The organism is Citrobacter sp. NCU1, assembly GCF_010231475.1.
Taxonomy (GTDB): Bacteria; Pseudomonadota; Gammaproteobacteria; order Enterobacterales; family Enterobacteriaceae; genus Citrobacter_D.
On the sequence record NZ_NRDO01000025.1, the window covers coordinates 1 to 15,066 of the forward strand.

Here is a 15,066-nt window from a genome sequence, read left to right on the forward strand (position 1 = left end):
TCATTGAAACGGGGAACGGCCTGTTTCATCATCCAACAGCCCTTAAGGGCAGGAGATTTAAAATGAACACTAAGCAAAATGAAGTCGTGATCACCCCTGTCGAAGTTCTGGTTCACTGGTCTGAATCCGGTGTTTTCCCTTACGAAAAGAAAAGCTATTCATTCGAGGATTTCGAGCTTAAAGCTGCGCTGGCAGCTTCACAAACGACTGAGTTCTACGATAAAACTCAAATTACTGTAAAGTTTTCAAATGGTATTGACTATACCTGCTGTCTTGATCTGGCTGCGCACGATAAAAAAGGATTTAAGGATCACTGCACTAAAATGATTCGGTTTTCTGAAACCCCTGAAGGATTGGATTTTTATACAAGAATTGGATTGATGGACTGTGTGAACTTTTTAAAATCTATCACATGGTCTGCTGAATAAATAAAAAATATCGGGCTTCACTCAGAAGCCCACAATCAGAGGTTTACGATGTTTAATAAAAAAGAAATCACCATTGAATTGTACAGAAAAAAACACTGCTTAAAAGCAGGTGCTGTTATCCTTGATAAATTTAAAACCAGAGAGGCGGCTGAAGAAGCCTTAAAAAAGAATGAATCCTTTTACCAATATTGGGCGGATTCAGCGACAGTATCGATTATGAATTCAAAACCAAAAATCAAAAACATTTAACCCGGATTTCCGGGTTTTTTGTTAATAAAGTTTGTTTACTCCCTAAATAATGAGTTATAATAACTTCATTGAAACGGGGAACGGCCTGTTTCATCATCCAACAGCCCTTAAGGGCAGGAGATATAAAATGACCGCATTAACTTTTCGCACTGGTACTGTTGATGTAAACGATATTTTTTCCTCTTCGTGGGGTTGGGAACAGACGAACGTAAATTTCTATCAGGTTATTAGCACTCATGGAAAAAAGACCGTTATTGTACGTGAGGTGAGAGCGGCGAGTGAATATGATGCTGCTGGAATGTCTGGGACTAAGAAGGCTGTTTTAAATGATTTCATTGGTGAACCGCTCAAGCGGCAGGTGAAAGATGATTCAGATAGGCCTAATATCAAAATTGAAGATTATGAATATGCTTATAAATCAGAACCAGGGGAAAAACACAGCTTCACATCTTACGCATAAGTAGTACGGATTAAAGGTGATAACAGGTGCGCTAACACCTGTTATCAGTCAAGTCAAAACTGAGGGTTTCAAAATGACATGTGACATCATAGAACTTGCAAAAAAGATTGTAAAGGGCGAACGGGTGACAATTCCAGCTATGGAATGGTGGCAGTTTGAAGAACTTAACTGGTGGATTAAGAATTTAGGCACAGACTTACTGTAAAGGGAGGGGGCGGAAGCCCCCTTGACACTATGCTGACGAATAAACAAAAAGAAGATTTGTTTTTATGGGTGGCTGAGAACGGCAAACACCAGGTAGATCTAGACGCAAGTATTCTTGAGCTAGAAACAGAAAGTTCACACTTTGACGCTTATGACTTTCACAGCGTTTATTTTCGTGATGGTTATCCATTTGCAGCTCGTGATGAAATGACCTTTGACGCATGGGTTATAAAACGCCAAAAATTGTAATGTACATTACAATTTTTGGTTGAGAACACCCAGACAAAAAAACCACCTTACGGTGGTTTTTTCTTATCGGTCAGATGCCATTATTTTTTTGTATCTGGCTTCGGCATCAACTTTTTTGTCTTTTGGTAGTTGCTTGATCACTTCGTCTGTAAGGTCTGATAGCTCCAATATGCCGGAACCATATCTATCAAGTTCTGTTTTATGCTGTACTGAAAGGGCATAGTAAATCGCCCCAGAGCATACGGACGTGAGTAGCAGGACAGAAACAAGGCAAAGACCAACAATCTTTGTTGTCGATAATGGCTTAGTTTTCTTCGCTTCGCTCTTATAGGTTTCAGAAAGTGATTTAACTTCACTCTTAAGATCGGCAAGAACTAGTGAAAAATGTTTTGTAATCTCGTGTTTAGTAGTGTCTTTTAAATCAACGATTTCATTTTTGGCGTCGTTGATGTTTTTCTCTAGATCTTTACCCACTTCCAGTAGTTGTTTGAGTTTAAGCGTTACTACTGCTTCCAATGCTGCCGGGACTTCACCAATTGCCTCGATCAACGCCGCTTTATAATTCGCGATTTCTTTCTCAAGATTTAAAAGATCTTCAATCATTAGATTTATTTTTGCATCTTTAAAATCTTCAGAGATACTTTTGCTCATACCGTCTCCTCAAGATTTTAGCGGGACTGTATCCCGCTAAATCACTTAAAAACTAAGATTTTCGAAAGCTAAATCCAAATCGGAATTGAAACCATTCATCAGCATTTTTGCTGTACGAAGATTTGATAGTTCTTCACGCTCTTCTTTTGTGCCTGCGGCACGAATTAAAGTGCGGAAGTCGCGATCGTCATTATAAACATCGTCGTATTTCATACCCATTTTAGTGAGAATGTTAAAAATGTTATTGTGATAAACTACAACAGGGATTTTGCCAACAATTTGCTTACACGTTTTATCGCTAAGGAAAATTGAATACTGCTTTTCAATTTGAGTGTCTTTATCAGCCTGGTTAAAGACCACTTTAAAGCGTTCCTTGTCCACCCCCATAGCCATCAGGTTGTGAATTGTCTGTATGGAGTCTTCTTGCTGTTTAGTTTCTTTTACGACTGGAACGATGAAGTAATCAATCAGGTCATGACTTCCCTGATATTCATTCATTTGCACAAGGAACTGCTCGATGTTGGATGAACCAACATCGATGATTGTGCAATCAACATCATCAATTCGCTTGATGATTTCATCAAATTCTTTTGCAGATAGCTTTTCGTCGTTTGTACCATCGGTGTTAATTGTTTCAACTTTAATGATTTCTGAATCCGCAAGACGTGGCTTTAACAAAGCTTTAGCGATAGTAGATTTACCAACGTTACCACTGTTATTTACAACTGCTAGTTTAATATACATATTAATTCCTTATTTGTGGCGAATGTAGTTACCAATGGCGTTGTTAAGTTGAACGAAGTTAGCACAACCCCACTGCTGTATAAGGTCTATCGAAATGTTATTTTCTATAGCATTCCGGGCAATCATTTCTTTATTGAAACATACCTTCATGTACTTTTCTAAAAGACCGTCTGAAATCGTGTTTTCTGATTCATTATGGTCATCTTTGTCAACCTTCTCTGAAACCTGCTTCGTTTCTTTTACACTGATAACCCGTTTTTTAGTTTGCTTCTTTTTCTTGGCTTTCGCTCGTTGGAACATGTTACTAGCTATCTGCGCGGTAAGCAGTTCGCTGGTATTTTCATTCACATGCCGGGCGATAACATCCCATGATGCCATTTCCTTAGCCTGTGCTAAATCGTCATAACACAGGTTAAAAGCAGCTTGTTTACTCTTTAAACCATCCTGATTTAGCAAGCTGACAAGGGTTTTAAGTAATTCTTTAAGCTCTATCACTATCACGCCCTCACACGAGTACATGTGTCTATTGTGTATGTGTTCTGTGTGTGAGTCAATAAAGTATGTGTGTATTGTGTGTTTAATCTGTGTTTTAGTCAAGGGGTAATGTGTTTAATGTGTGTTTATTGTGTGTTTGATGAATCCACTCAAAGTAAAACACAGGCACGACGGCGATGTATACACGGACATTTCATGTCCGATATAATCGCTGTGCCAAAGGGGATACCCCTTTGAAACCCCGAACTACGTTCTGGTGCGGTTCTACGAACCTTGAAGGATAAGAAAATGGCAGTAGATCGAAAACACGTAATCTCAGTGCGCCTGACAGAGGAAGAGTATGAGCCATTCAAAAAAATCCTCGAATCAACGGAAATCTCTAAGTCTGAGTTTTTTCGCCTGGTTTTGCTCAATCGTCTTACCGATTTGCCATCAAAGCCTAAAGTTACTTCTGACTACAAAAAGTGTCTTTTTTACTTCAACAAGACGAGTAATAACATCAATCAGCTTGCGAAGCGTATTAACATCGACGCCAAAAAAGGTGCTGTTACTGATGCAACCTATCGTCGTTTTATGAATACGCTCATCTCTATCAGTAACTTACTTTCTGGAGCACTGAAATGATTATTCGAATCAGTGGTGGTAATGATGGTGTTGCTGAGTATCTTGAAAATGGACGAAAGGCAGAGCGTGATTTTACTCGTGATGAACTCGATCATCGTTTGATACTCGATGGCAACCTTGACACTACCAACAAAATCATTCAGTCAATAGATAACAATGGTCAAGAACGCTATCTCCACATTACACTTTCATTTCAGGAAAGTGATGTTTCTCATGAAACTCTAAAAGCCGTAACTGAAGAATATAAAAATTTGCTCATGAATGCTTATGACGCAGATGAGTATAGTTTCTATGCTGAAGCCCATTTACCAAAAATCAAAAACATAACAAATAACGCAACTGGTGAACTTGTTGAAAGAAAGCCTCATATTCACATTGTCATACCTGAAACAAATCTTGTAACAGGAAACAAGCTTCTTCCGACAGGAAAAGTTACTATGACTGAGCGTTATCTAGATGCAATACAGGAACATGTTAATTATAAGTTCGATTTAATCAGTCCGAAAGATGTAACCCGAGTAAGTGATAATAACTACGCAAATGTTTTATCTCGCACTAAAGGCGACTTGTATCGGGAACGTAATTCTGATTTTAAAAAACAAATTCTGGAAAGTATCACAAAAGATAATATTACCAGTTTTTCTCAGTTTGGTCATTATCTTAAAGATTATGGCGAAGTAAAACTAAGAAATGCGGGTAAGAGCACGCAATACTACGCAGTTAAAATTGAAGGAGATTCGAAGTACACGAACCTTAAAAGCCCTCTTTTTTCTCAGCAGTATGTTGAAAAACGTGAACTTCAGATAGTTAAACCTACTGAAAATCAGGTTTCTCAGTTAATTAATGACTGGCAACAGCGTGTTTCCCATGAAGTTAAGCATATTTACCCTAAGTCCGAAATTGTGCGCACAGCATATAAATCGCTTAGTGATGAAGACAAGAAGACATTCCTAAAAGAGAGGATTAACAGCTATGAACAAGAAAGAAGATTTCCTTCAGAGAAAGGACGGAAAGATCGTCAGCAGCGAAGTCTTAAACAATCTGCCAAGCCATCTTTATCCAGAAGAGCAAACCGCTTGTCATATATGCCCCAACGCACTTTGGTTTACGGAATTAGGGGTAGTTCAAGACAGCCAGGGAGGGAACGGGAGGGAGCCGGGAGAGAAGCATCTGAGCGTCTTCTGTCGGCTCATGAACACAGTTATTTGGGAGAGTCAGGGACAGAAAGCATTCATGTTGATCAAACAATGCGACGGTACGATGCCGGAGAACGATCCGCACAATCAAGAGGGATAAAGTCAATTCAGGAATCTTCAGTTCTGCATGAAGAGTTTTACCAGCATCTTAACCAAAAAGCGCAGGACAACGAAATAGAGACTATGCGCGAAGTCAGGGAAAATATAGACCCTGAACGGTTCCTATCCACATTATCCCGAAAATATCAGTTAATAGCCACTGATTACAAAATTACGAAAGCTAAGGATGGATCGCCGCGCTTCCAGGTTGGTAAACGTAATATGAATGCTTCTGATTTTTTGACAAAACATATGAATCTTTCCTGGAATGATTCAAAAGCTATTTTGTTAAAAACCTATGCTGAACAGCAAGCAAACGTGCCATTTGAAAAAGCATTGATCCGAAGGTCTTTAACTAAAGAACAAGCAAGAGATAGATTTGATTCTCTTAAGGAAACGAAAAAAGAACTAAAAAATATCCTTAAACTTAACCGTAGTTCTTTGTATAATGAAATTAAAGATTTGCGTAACCAAGTTTATCAGGTTCGCGGTCTTGAAAGAGAAGTGGCCCGTGGTTTGATTGTTTATCACAAGCTTACTGGTCTGGAAATTATTTCTGAAATGGATAAAAAAGGACGTGATTTTCTCACGGATTATCATGCTATCTGGAACGAGGATAAAGATCCTATGAAAGCGCTTCAAAAACTTAAAGAAATAATTAATTTTACTGATGATGAAAACGGAGTAGAGGCGGCTGAAACCACTCTATCAATCAAATCACGCGTTGAGGCACAAAAACGTGTACAGGAATTGCAACGTACCCGTCTCAAAGATTTGGTTCTTCAAAAATCCCAGGATAAACTTGTTTTCCTTAATCCTGAAAGTGAAAAACCTGTTTTCACTGATAAAGGTGTGCGTCTTATCGCCAACAAAGATGCCAGTAACGAGGAAATTGCTCTTATGCTTGAGTATGCAAAAGAGAAGTTTGGTGGCGTTCTCAAGCTTAATGGCGATGATGAGTTTAAGGCGAAGTGCGCATTAATCGCTGCCGAGAAAGACATGAGTATCATTATTAAACCCGAAGAGTTTAATAAAATCATGAAGCAACATAAGGCTGATCTTGTTGCAAACCAAATTCAGCAAGATGATGCTGCACCTGTTTACGTTGAACAAAATGTTTCGAATGGTTCTGAAATGTCTATTGAAGATGTCAAAGCGATGTTGTTCGATAACGAACAACGCCGTATGGCTATGACTGATGATCAGAAACGGCGTGAGTTCGCTGGAGCCGCAGCGGGGCAGGAGAATGAGGTTAGGGCGCAGATTAACGCTGAAATTATAGAATCACGTACTGGCATTGTGTTAGACCCGGCCTCTCTTGTTCAGGATGTAATTGACGCGCATAACGCTACATTGCCTGAAAACACTCAAAGTCAACTTAAAGACCATGAGGTTCGTCAAGGACAGGTTCAGGAACGTGCAATTGATCAGGCCATTTCTTCCCTCATCGGTGAATATGCTCAAAAAGCGGAATCAGAAGGACTGGAGTTCTTTGTGCGAGATGTAGAGCAGGAAATTTCGAGCAAAGATATGACGTTGGATGAAGCCAAAGAGTATCTTGATAAGGAGATCGTTCTAATGAGAACAATCAAAGAAGATATGCACCAGGATAATGAAAACGTTCAAGACTGAGACAATAAAAAAGCCGGGATTTCCCGGCTTTTCTTTCATTTTACTCATAATTTTTTAGATTCAAGAATCCAGTAGTTTTTTTCGTTTTCATCCATTTTCTGAAATGCAGCAAGTGCGGCTTTCAGAATGTCTGTCTGCCCCAATCCTGTGCTGGTAGCGCCCTCATCCATGATATCTATAAACACCTGCTGTAACCTGAAGTTCTTAGGTAAAGCTTTACCAGAGGCAGGGCGGCGATCTCCGTCAGAAATGAATCGGGCCACGTTTGCGCTACTGTTGGTTTCGCTTTCATTTTTATCAGTTGCAGCGGCAACAGGTACGGGAATAGTTGGTACTTTAAGTTTTAAGCCAGCCATGATGTTCATTCCACAATGTGTATTTATGATGTATGTACATTGTAGCTGTTATTCATATTTTTACAATGTACGTACACTGTATTTAGTTAAATTAAATCAATCTCTTTTACCATCAATTCCAGAAGTGCTTTAGCTTTGCTCAGGCTGGTTGCTCGAGAAATCTCATGAACACCCGCGCCCAGGTTGCACGCACCTTCATACACATCGAGATCGGATAATCTGGTTTTAAGGGGTTGAATCCAGACTTCGTTACTCTTTAGTTCCTTCTCAAGTTCGATTGCGTCCGTTACTTTGTTTGGTTTCACGCGCGTCATAAGCACCCAGGGCTTAAGCGAAGGATTGCCATTAGCCTGCACCTGAGCAGTTCGAACCGCTTCAGTGACTTCGCTCAAAGTCCCTGTTTCGAAGCTTGAAGATGGTTTGACCAGCGTAATCAGAATGTCTGCAACAGTAAGCGCACTACGGAACTCAGCACTGTCATGGCCTGGGCAATCTGCTATCACCACGTCTGCCATTTTTTTCAGGCGCTTGATCTCTTTGTTTACATCCCTGCCATATGCTTCATGGATAGGAATAGGTGTCAGACCTGCCGCAATTCTCTTTTCATTCCAGTCCATAAGCTCAGGATTTCTATCTGTTTTGAGAATTATTACTCTAAGTTTGTAGAGAACCGTCAGCATCACCGCCAGATTTACAACGGTCGTTGTTTTACCTACGCCGCCCTTGTTTGAACCGATAACTAAAGATTTGCCCATCTCACCCTCCACTGTATGTACATCGTATATAACCACTAATTACACTAGTGTCGTTATGGCGTATATACGATGTAATGTATGTTTGTATATACATGGTATTTATATCACCGCTGCTATACGATGTAAATACACTATACACACATATATGTAATTCCATTGTATTTACGTTTGTGTATGTACGAAGGATTTACGGAGGGGGGGGGAAGTTAAAGGCCGGGGAGTGGTCGCCCCCGGCCTTAGTTACGTTTCCGTCACGCTAAGAAGAACATGCGGATCATTTTGTGAGCAAGCGCCGCGCGGTCTGCGCGTCGTAGCTGAATGACAGGCCGTTTCCGGTCAGCACATCGAGCGAGAACACGCGCGTATACACTTCGGTACTCCGGGCATAGCGATGCCCCAGCAGCCCCTGTAACACCTTTTCCGGGACGCCGCTCATGAGTAAATGCATGGCGAACGAGTGCCGGAAGGTGTGCGGCGTGACCGTGATCGGAAACGTTACCCCGTCACTTTCTGCGCGGCGTACCGCGCTGTTCAGCCAGTTCAGCGGCGTCTGCCGGGACTTCACTTCCCACACCGGAACATGCCTGACCCGCTTTCGCCAGGTGGCGAGGTATTCCCGCATCCGTTGCACGTAGGCGGCATCGAGCAGCGGCACTATCCTGATCCCCGGCTCAGGCGGTTTGCGGTAGCGCGGATCGGGGTGCCGGGTGTCAGCATCAGCGGCAGGGCGCCCGCGCCCCCGGACGGCTTCCCGGTTACGCTGTTTCAGGGTTTTCAGCACCACCACGGCCTGCGGGTGGCGGCGTGACGGCTCCAGCGTAAAACAGGCAGGTGTCAGCGCCAGCGCTTCATTGAGTCGCGCCCCGGTATTCCACAGCGTTTCAAAATACATCCGGGCGGTGAGATCATCGATATAGGAAAGCAGTAACCCGACTTCCGGCGCGAGCAGGTATTTCGGCAGATCTGCGCCGAGGTGCGCGGCATAGTCCCGCATTGTCCTGGCGGCATCGAGCGACCACGACCCGGCAATGCTGCCCGGTACGGTGGCGCTGGGTGAGATCTGAAAATTTCCGGCAGGTAAGTGACTCAATTTTTAAATCTCCGCATCCTCAGAAAATCCCGCTGCCGCCTCCGGGCAAGCCCTCCGTTGTCCGGGCGTTCAGCCATACACAAACAAGTTGCGCATGGCTTCGCTTCCCCCTGGTAAGAGCCGGTACTCAGATCGCAGGGCAGGGAGTTAATCAGCCAGGCGGCGCGGTGTCATTATTATGGCGTAGCGGGCGGCGCAGTCCGAGGACAATAAATCCGATCACCAAAATAAAAATTGGACATTTTTTCCGATAGTGCCGTTTTGTCCGGGCGGTGTGTGCCGGGAACCCGGCGGTAACGGGCGGCAGGTGCGCCTCGTTGTACTGGTTAGCCCAGGATACAGGCACGGAGGCCGAAGATCAGCACCACATATAGTGATCGTAATGATGTATGTTGTAACTAAAATAAGAGGGGAGGGACACTGGACAAAAATGGCTGTATGTCTAACGGGCGGGGGAATTAAACGAGGGGCGTAAAAAGGCCGCTGGCGCGGCCTGATTTGTTACTGAGGAAGATTAGGCCACTTACCACCATGTTCCATGATCGCCTTGATAGAAGCCTCTGCGAAATCATGGCTGTACTCACCCCAATACCGTTTTGTAATGGAGCCGTCCAGTACCTGAATGAAAGCGAACAATTTCCCCTGACTATCAGCCAGAATACACTTGCAGGCTTTATTCCCACTGTCATAAACGAGGCCATTCACTTCAACTCTGATCTGCATAGTATTGATCCATTAGCTGTTTTTACTAGCATACAGCGGTTTTGCTGAAAGTCACCACTGTATAGAAACTCATGTCGCATTTTGGCTCACATCCATCTGGACAGAAGACGCTGTATGTCTAACTGCCGGAGGAATTAACAGAGGGAGCGCGAACACGTCACATTCTGGCACATGCCACATTTTGTGGCGTGTTAACCCGGAGCCGGGAACAGGCCAGCGGCGCTGGCGACCAGTGCGCGGCGATCTGCCCGGACACGTCGCCCGGAGCGCGTGAAATCTTGTTCAAAAATACTGGAGCGGTCGCAGCGCGATCAGCTGATGGCCAACGCGCTCGAGGCGCAACCGGCGCGAACACGATTTGTTGTTTAACAGTGAGTTAGGTTGTTTGCGGTGCGAAAAATATCGGTGAGTATTTTTGATGAAGTCAGTAACGGCGGTGCGCTACGTGAAATCTGCGATTCTGGCAGGGGGATTGGAGGCAAGAATTTGCGAGAGAACGCCGGAAAACAGGCCGCTGGCGCGGCCTCACCTTGCCAATTACCAGCCATGAGGGTAACAAGGCCATGAGAGCCACGCATCATAAACACGGTTGTTACCGCAAGCAGCAGCGTAGATCCCACGATCAGCAAAGAAATAGACAGGGGAATTAATATGTTCGTTTTCACCATCCATTTCTATATGACCAACGGTGACTGTCTCATCATTAAGAAATCCATTCATATAGTCGCCCGGTTTAATGGCGTTAACTGACCATGCCTGTTCTATTAATTCTCTTCTTGTCGCCCGACATGCAAATCCACGGCAAACATCACTATTAGGATACACAGACTCACCGTGTTCACTCAGTTGAGTAAATTGCTTATAATTATCTTCCGGGATAGTCTCAACATGTTTTAAGACTATATTAATAAACTCTTCACTAAACTTATCCATTACACCGTTCCTCATTATTAACCCATAGTCGAAGGGCATAAAAAAGACCGCTTATGCGGTATGAAAAGTAACTTTCATTATATGCCGTAATTTGGCTACACCAATAACCATCATCATGACGAGTGATATTACTTGCAACAATATAACAGATATTGTCACTACGTCATTCAAACCTAATAAAATAGTCACCACGGAACTAATACTTAAGCCTATCGAAACGAGGCTAACGGGTATGATACGGAATCGCTCAAACCATCCTGAAAAGATAAAACCAGTGGCGATAGCGGCAAACAATACAACAATCGTGAAAAAGGTGGATTCAAACCACATCAGGAAACTCCATTTTGAAATGATATGTATATACAGTATCGGCACTGATTTCTTTTAATCGAACTAAATTTCATAAATTTACAATAACACTAAACCGCGTAAAGACTCGGAACTGGACGGAAAACGCTGTATGTCCAGGTGCCAGGGGAATTTCTACCCGGCAGTTGAGATCTGCCCGGAGAGATGCAGCCAGTGTCCCGGACACGTCGCCCGGAGCGCGGGAAATCTTGTTCAAAAATACTGGAGCGGTCGCAGCGCGATCAGCTGATGGCCAACGCGCCCGAGGCGCAACCGGCGCGAACGTGATTTGTTGTTTTACAGTAGCTTAGGTTGTTTGCGGTGCGAAAAATATTGTTGAGGTTTTTTGACAGAGGCTGTAACGGCGGTGCGCTACGTGAAATCTGAGATTTTAGCAGGGGGATTACAGGCCAGAATTTACGTAGCGCAGCCATGTTATCCACAAAAACGGGGGATAAGGATGGGGATGAAATGTATAACGGTGCGGGGAATTAAACGAGGGGCGTAAAAAAGGCCGCTGGCGCGGCCTCAGAGGTCATGCTGAGTGATCGTCTGTGCTATCGAATAAACTCGCAAGCTCTGAAATATTTCCCGCGAGGTAACTTTTCTCCCGGCTGCAATTTATCCACCCAAAATTCAAACGCCGGATTAGAATCTTTGCATACAGAAATTCTAATAGGATTTAGATGCACTTTAAGGGAAGCATTCTGCCCTGCTGCATTATTTCTGACTTTTACCATTATTAATTCCTCTTATTTATTAATCGCGTTTATCTATTAACTTTGCTATATGCGGTCAAGCGAAACAAGTTTTTCAAATTTTTCCAGCGCGTCATCTCTGTATTTTACTTTTTCATCCCGAACCTTATTATCAGACTCGGCCTGAATCAACACAGAAGCTAACCGCCGCCAGAGATTTAACACGCCAAAAGCCCAGTTATAATAAATTTCCTTCCCCCATTGTTCCTGGGCGTTTATGGCATCCTGCATGTGCTCAGTCATTAACTTTTCTGCTTCTTCGGTGATCTGTTTTATATCCATCGCTCAATCCCTCTGAAATCACATTATATTAATGCTAATGTACGCATACACTAGCATTAACTATTGATAGCACCTTTCTTTTTTCGCAGCGTCTTGATCTCTTTCTGATACCTTATTTTCGCTTTTGCAATGTCTGATAACGTTTCAGACCAGTATTTAGCCGCAGACTGGCGGTAACGTTCAGCCACATCATTAATGCGTTCCATATTGCTGTCAGCACTGCGATCTACACGCTGTTTTTTACCGAATACCTCAACAATCAGTGACTGGCTTCCTTTGCGCTGGAAAAGGCTGGCGCACAGACGCTTAACGACCAGCGGTGTCAGGTCGAGGTTGCTGTTTATCGCCATATCAAAAATGAACTCAATCATCTGTGAGGTTTTATAGTTCTTCACCGCAGCACTCAACCGGGCGGCACGTTGTGGCGCTTCCCACGTATCATCCCGGTAGTTCACGATCTCGTTATGATAATCCGCTTCAAGCCGTTCCAGCGGGTAACGGCAATACTGGTTGAAATATACCAGGGATTCACGGAGCGAACCTGCTGTGTCCTGTTTCATCCCCCCCCCTAATGTTAATGCTAATGTACGCATACGTTAGCATTAACATTAACCAATGACAACTGGACAGAATTACCTGTATGCCCAGGTGACGAGGGAATTACTACCCGGCAGTTGAGATCTGCCCGGAGAGATGCCGCCAGTGTCCCGGACACGTCGCCCGGAGCGCGGGAAATCTTGTTCAAAAATACTGGAGAGGTCGCAACGCGATTCAATTACCTAGATTTATAAATATGCCATGATTCAAGAGCCTGATTAACAGCCCAAACCCATGCAATACTAAATCCGATACCTAAGCCAACCTTATTAGTTATCTGATATGCTTGATATTCATTATAGTGTAATACGATGTCAGCTAAATTACTTAAACTAAGCATTGAAAAAATCAATGCACAAATACCATGAAACAAAAACCAGATCATATTATTCATGATTAACCTCCAACACTCACCTGTCACTTAAACATGAAAAGTAGTGATTTTAACCGTATTTTGTCGCGTATTAAGCAAAGCGCGTATTCTTTCCTCTTTTCGAAAAAATTGCCACGCGGCAATTTCTCTCCTAACGTAAGCCGCTGACTCCAGTCCTTGAATGCCGGGTTGCCTTTATATATGTCACCAATGTACATGACGGAAGCATTAGCGCGAAAAACTGACTTAATCATATCTGGTGTTATTGATTGTGGCGCTGCCTCAATTTTGGTTTCAGACGGAGTTCCGATATTAAATCGTTTCATTTTCTTGCCCTTCTCTCAGTAATGGAATGCGCTCGCGATCTAAAACTTTCATAAACTCTTCTTTCTGCCTTTCAATTTCCCGGCTTAACTCATAACTCTGATACTTATTTTTTTTGATTAATTCAATCTCTAGTTGTGAGGCGAGTTCAAACCACAGTGAACGCGCCCCCCATGCAGCATTATGAAACATTTCCGCAACGCCTCTAGAATCTGTCTTTATGGCTTCGTTCATATAATCATTTATACGTTCTGCGGTGATTTTTGTTATTTCTTCATAATTCATTAGCACACCTCCACTTTTAAAGTACCTGGTGACGATTATACCCCATTTCATTTTTACCTGTCGGGGTAATTCTCATAGTGTCCAGACCATTCACGACCCGATGATCAGGCATGATGTATGACTTATTAAATAAAGCTTTTGCTGAGACAGTACAATTTATTTTATCTGTACCGATGAAAAAACGCCCTTTGCTGTCACGCCAAAGAGTTACCCCAGCGCTCATTTCCCGAAGAATTTTCAATTGTCCCTTTGGCATCCACCAACCCGCCATATCATTACCCTTTGAATAACATTAGCAAACCCAAACAGACTGAAAGAAAGACAGCCACGCCGCCAAGAATCATAATAATCGCCAGAAGCTTGCCCTGACCTTCGCTTAACAGATTATCCATGATCAACCACCAACAAGGCTTTTTAACGGAATGCCGAACATTGCATGTAATTTTCTAATCATTGGCAGCGTCAGATTACGTTTTCGATTAAGCACTTCATAAACACGGTTAGATTTGCCAATTGCTGGTTCCAGATCTTTCACCGTTAAACCCTGCTGCTCCATTCTGAATTTGATGGCTTCAACAGGATCAGGGGCTTCAATTGGATAGTGTTTCTTTTCGTACTCATTAATCAGTACGCACATGATTTCAAAAAAATCCCCCTCCGGTGTATCGGCGGGAGGTTCATTATCAAACATAGGCTCTACGGCACGTAATGCCGCTTCATAGTCCTGTTCGGTTTTAATAGGTTTAATCTGCATATGGTTTACTCCAGGCTGACTGTCTCAGCATCTATTCTGTCATACTCTTTATGCGTACCGATGAATTTAATAAACATCCACCCGCGCTGGTATGCAATGGCAACAATTAACCGATAGTCATTTCCCTTGATATTGAACACCACCCGCCTGTTTTTAAGAATACTGGCGCTGCGGTATTGTTCTTTAATTTCTGCCGGAGATTTCCACTCAGCTTTGCTGGCTTCATCCACCCAGGCTTTTAGCGGCTGTTCTGCATCAGGATTCGCCGTCCAGAAATCCCTCAGTGTCTTGATAGCGATTATCTTCATGCAGTTATAATAGTCCCATTTCGGGACTGAGGCAAGATTTTTTCATCCCACAATGGGACTTTATAGTTTGGACAGAAAGCGCTGTAGGTGATGCTGCCAACTTACTGATTTAGTGTATGATGGTGTTTTTGAGGTGCTCCAGTGGCTTC

General features: G+C 43.1%; 24 protein-coding genes. 7 read left to right on the plus strand and 17 right to left on the minus strand.

The genetic code is table 11. The features are described 5' to 3' along the window. The 5 genes from CJP72_RS08865 to CJP72_RS08880 form a co-directional block, all read left to right on the plus strand. Positions 1 to 428: LPD25 domain-containing protein (locus tag CJP72_RS08865; protein ID WP_162380505.1), on the plus strand; the 428-nt coding region annotated here is incomplete at its 5' end. 48 nt (positions 429 to 476) lie between these two features. Next, the gene (locus tag CJP72_RS08870; RefSeq protein ID WP_162380506.1) at positions 477 to 677 is read left to right on the plus strand and encodes a hypothetical protein; all 201 of its coding nucleotides are present in this window, start codon (positions 477 to 479) and stop codon (positions 675 to 677) included. Positions 678 to 804: 127 nt separating this feature from the next. After that, positions 805 to 1,137, plus strand: a complete 333-nt coding sequence (locus CJP72_RS08875; protein ID WP_162380525.1) for a hypothetical protein — start codon at positions 805 to 807, stop codon at positions 1,135 to 1,137. Positions 1,138 to 1,210: 73 nt separating this feature from the next. Then, on the plus strand, positions 1,211 to 1,342 hold the full coding sequence (locus CJP72_RS25835) for a hypothetical protein (protein WP_255498261.1): 132 nt from the start codon (positions 1,211 to 1,213) through the stop codon (positions 1,340 to 1,342). Between the two features lie 29 nt (positions 1,343 to 1,371). Then, entirely contained in the window at positions 1,372 to 1,590 is a 219-nt protein-coding gene (locus tag CJP72_RS08880) for a hypothetical protein (protein WP_162380507.1), read from the plus strand. A gap of 63 nt (positions 1,591 to 1,653) precedes the next feature. Here the strand turns inward: CJP72_RS08880 and CJP72_RS08885 are convergent, their stop codons facing one another. From CJP72_RS08885 to CJP72_RS08895, 3 genes are read right to left on the minus strand one after another with little or no spacing between them, the layout of a single operon-like run. Continuing rightward, positions 1,654 to 2,241 carry a hypothetical protein gene (locus CJP72_RS08885; protein WP_162380508.1) on the minus strand — a complete coding sequence of 196 codons (588 nt, stop codon included), beginning with the start codon at positions 2,239 to 2,241 and terminating at the stop codon, positions 1,654 to 1,656. Between the two features lie 45 nt (positions 2,242 to 2,286). Then, the gene (gene stbB, locus CJP72_RS08890) at positions 2,287 to 2,985 is read right to left on the minus strand and encodes a StbB family protein (protein ID WP_162380509.1); all 699 of its coding nucleotides are present in this window, start codon (positions 2,983 to 2,985) and stop codon (positions 2,287 to 2,289) included. Positions 2,986 to 2,994: 9 nt separating this feature from the next. Then, positions 2,995 to 3,480, minus strand: coding sequence for a hypothetical protein (locus CJP72_RS08895; protein ID WP_162380510.1), 486 nt, complete (start codon positions 3,478 to 3,480; stop codon positions 2,995 to 2,997). Positions 3,481 to 3,768: 288 nt separating this feature from the next. On the opposite strand from CJP72_RS08895, the gene CJP72_RS08900 reads away from it, so the two are divergent. Together CJP72_RS08900 and CJP72_RS08905 are read left to right on the plus strand one after the other, a co-directional pair. Next, on the plus strand, positions 3,769 to 4,104 hold the full coding sequence (locus CJP72_RS08900; RefSeq protein WP_162380511.1) for a DUF6290 family protein: 336 nt from the start codon (positions 3,769 to 3,771) through the stop codon (positions 4,102 to 4,104). After that, positions 4,101 to 7,031 (plus strand): LPD7 domain-containing protein, encoded by a 2,931-nt coding sequence (locus tag CJP72_RS08905; protein ID WP_162380512.1) that lies wholly within the window; start codon positions 4,101 to 4,103, stop codon positions 7,029 to 7,031. The genes CJP72_RS08900 and CJP72_RS08905 overlap by 4 nt, the downstream gene beginning before the upstream one ends. Before the next feature lie 44 nt (positions 7,032 to 7,075). Here the strand turns inward: CJP72_RS08905 and CJP72_RS08910 are convergent, their stop codons facing one another. From CJP72_RS08910 to CJP72_RS08975, 14 genes are all read right to left on the minus strand, one after another. Further along, positions 7,076 to 7,387: a stability/ partitioning determinant gene (locus CJP72_RS08910; protein ID WP_193568661.1), complete on the minus strand. Its 312-nt coding sequence runs from the start codon at positions 7,385 to 7,387 to the stop codon at positions 7,076 to 7,078. A gap of 86 nt (positions 7,388 to 7,473) precedes the next feature. Continuing rightward, positions 7,474 to 8,142 (minus strand): nucleotide-binding protein, encoded by a 669-nt coding sequence (locus CJP72_RS08915; RefSeq protein WP_162380513.1) that lies wholly within the window; start codon positions 8,140 to 8,142, stop codon positions 7,474 to 7,476. Between the two features lie 274 nt (positions 8,143 to 8,416). Further along, the gene (locus tag CJP72_RS08920) at positions 8,417 to 9,232 is read right to left on the minus strand and encodes a tyrosine-type recombinase/integrase (RefSeq protein WP_162380514.1); all 816 of its coding nucleotides are present in this window, start codon (positions 9,230 to 9,232) and stop codon (positions 8,417 to 8,419) included. Positions 9,233 to 9,733: 501 nt separating this feature from the next. Beyond that, on the minus strand, positions 9,734 to 9,955 hold the full coding sequence (locus CJP72_RS08925; RefSeq protein WP_193568662.1) for a hypothetical protein: 222 nt from the start codon (positions 9,953 to 9,955) through the stop codon (positions 9,734 to 9,736). Positions 9,956 to 10,492: 537 nt separating this feature from the next. Continuing rightward, positions 10,493 to 10,888: a hypothetical protein gene (locus CJP72_RS08930; RefSeq protein WP_162380515.1), complete on the minus strand. Its 396-nt coding sequence runs from the start codon at positions 10,886 to 10,888 to the stop codon at positions 10,493 to 10,495. A gap of 51 nt (positions 10,889 to 10,939) precedes the next feature. Beyond that, on the minus strand, positions 10,940 to 11,218 hold the full coding sequence (locus CJP72_RS08935) for a hypothetical protein (protein WP_162380516.1): 279 nt from the start codon (positions 11,216 to 11,218) through the stop codon (positions 10,940 to 10,942). A gap of 803 nt (positions 11,219 to 12,021) precedes the next feature. Continuing rightward, the gene (locus tag CJP72_RS08940; RefSeq protein WP_162380517.1) at positions 12,022 to 12,276 is read right to left on the minus strand and encodes a hypothetical protein; all 255 of its coding nucleotides are present in this window, start codon (positions 12,274 to 12,276) and stop codon (positions 12,022 to 12,024) included. A gap of 56 nt (positions 12,277 to 12,332) precedes the next feature. Continuing rightward, positions 12,333 to 12,836 (minus strand): hypothetical protein, encoded by a 504-nt coding sequence (locus CJP72_RS08945; protein WP_162380518.1) that lies wholly within the window; start codon positions 12,834 to 12,836, stop codon positions 12,333 to 12,335. A gap of 215 nt (positions 12,837 to 13,051) precedes the next feature. Continuing rightward, a complete protein-coding gene (locus tag CJP72_RS08950; protein ID WP_162380519.1) occupies positions 13,052 to 13,267 on the minus strand; it encodes a hypothetical protein in 216 nt (71 codons plus the stop codon). A 23-nt stretch (positions 13,268 to 13,290) separates the two neighbouring features. Further along, positions 13,291 to 13,572, minus strand: a complete 282-nt coding sequence (locus tag CJP72_RS08955; RefSeq protein WP_162380520.1) for a hypothetical protein — start codon at positions 13,570 to 13,572, stop codon at positions 13,291 to 13,293. Further along, entirely contained in the window at positions 13,559 to 13,855 is a 297-nt protein-coding gene (locus CJP72_RS08960; protein ID WP_162380521.1) for a hypothetical protein, read from the minus strand. The genes CJP72_RS08955 and CJP72_RS08960 overlap by 14 nt, the downstream gene beginning before the upstream one ends. 16 nt (positions 13,856 to 13,871) lie before the next feature. Then, positions 13,872 to 14,126 (minus strand): hypothetical protein, encoded by a 255-nt coding sequence (locus CJP72_RS08965; protein ID WP_162380522.1) that lies wholly within the window; start codon positions 14,124 to 14,126, stop codon positions 13,872 to 13,874. Between the two features lie 123 nt (positions 14,127 to 14,249). Further along, positions 14,250 to 14,609, minus strand: coding sequence for a helix-turn-helix domain-containing protein (locus CJP72_RS08970; protein ID WP_162380523.1), 360 nt, complete (start codon positions 14,607 to 14,609; stop codon positions 14,250 to 14,252). A gap of 5 nt (positions 14,610 to 14,614) precedes the next feature. Continuing rightward, the gene (locus CJP72_RS08975; protein ID WP_162380524.1) at positions 14,615 to 14,917 is read right to left on the minus strand and encodes a type II toxin-antitoxin system HigB family toxin; all 303 of its coding nucleotides are present in this window, start codon (positions 14,915 to 14,917) and stop codon (positions 14,615 to 14,617) included. Between the last annotated feature and the right edge of the window lie 149 nt (positions 14,918 to 15,066).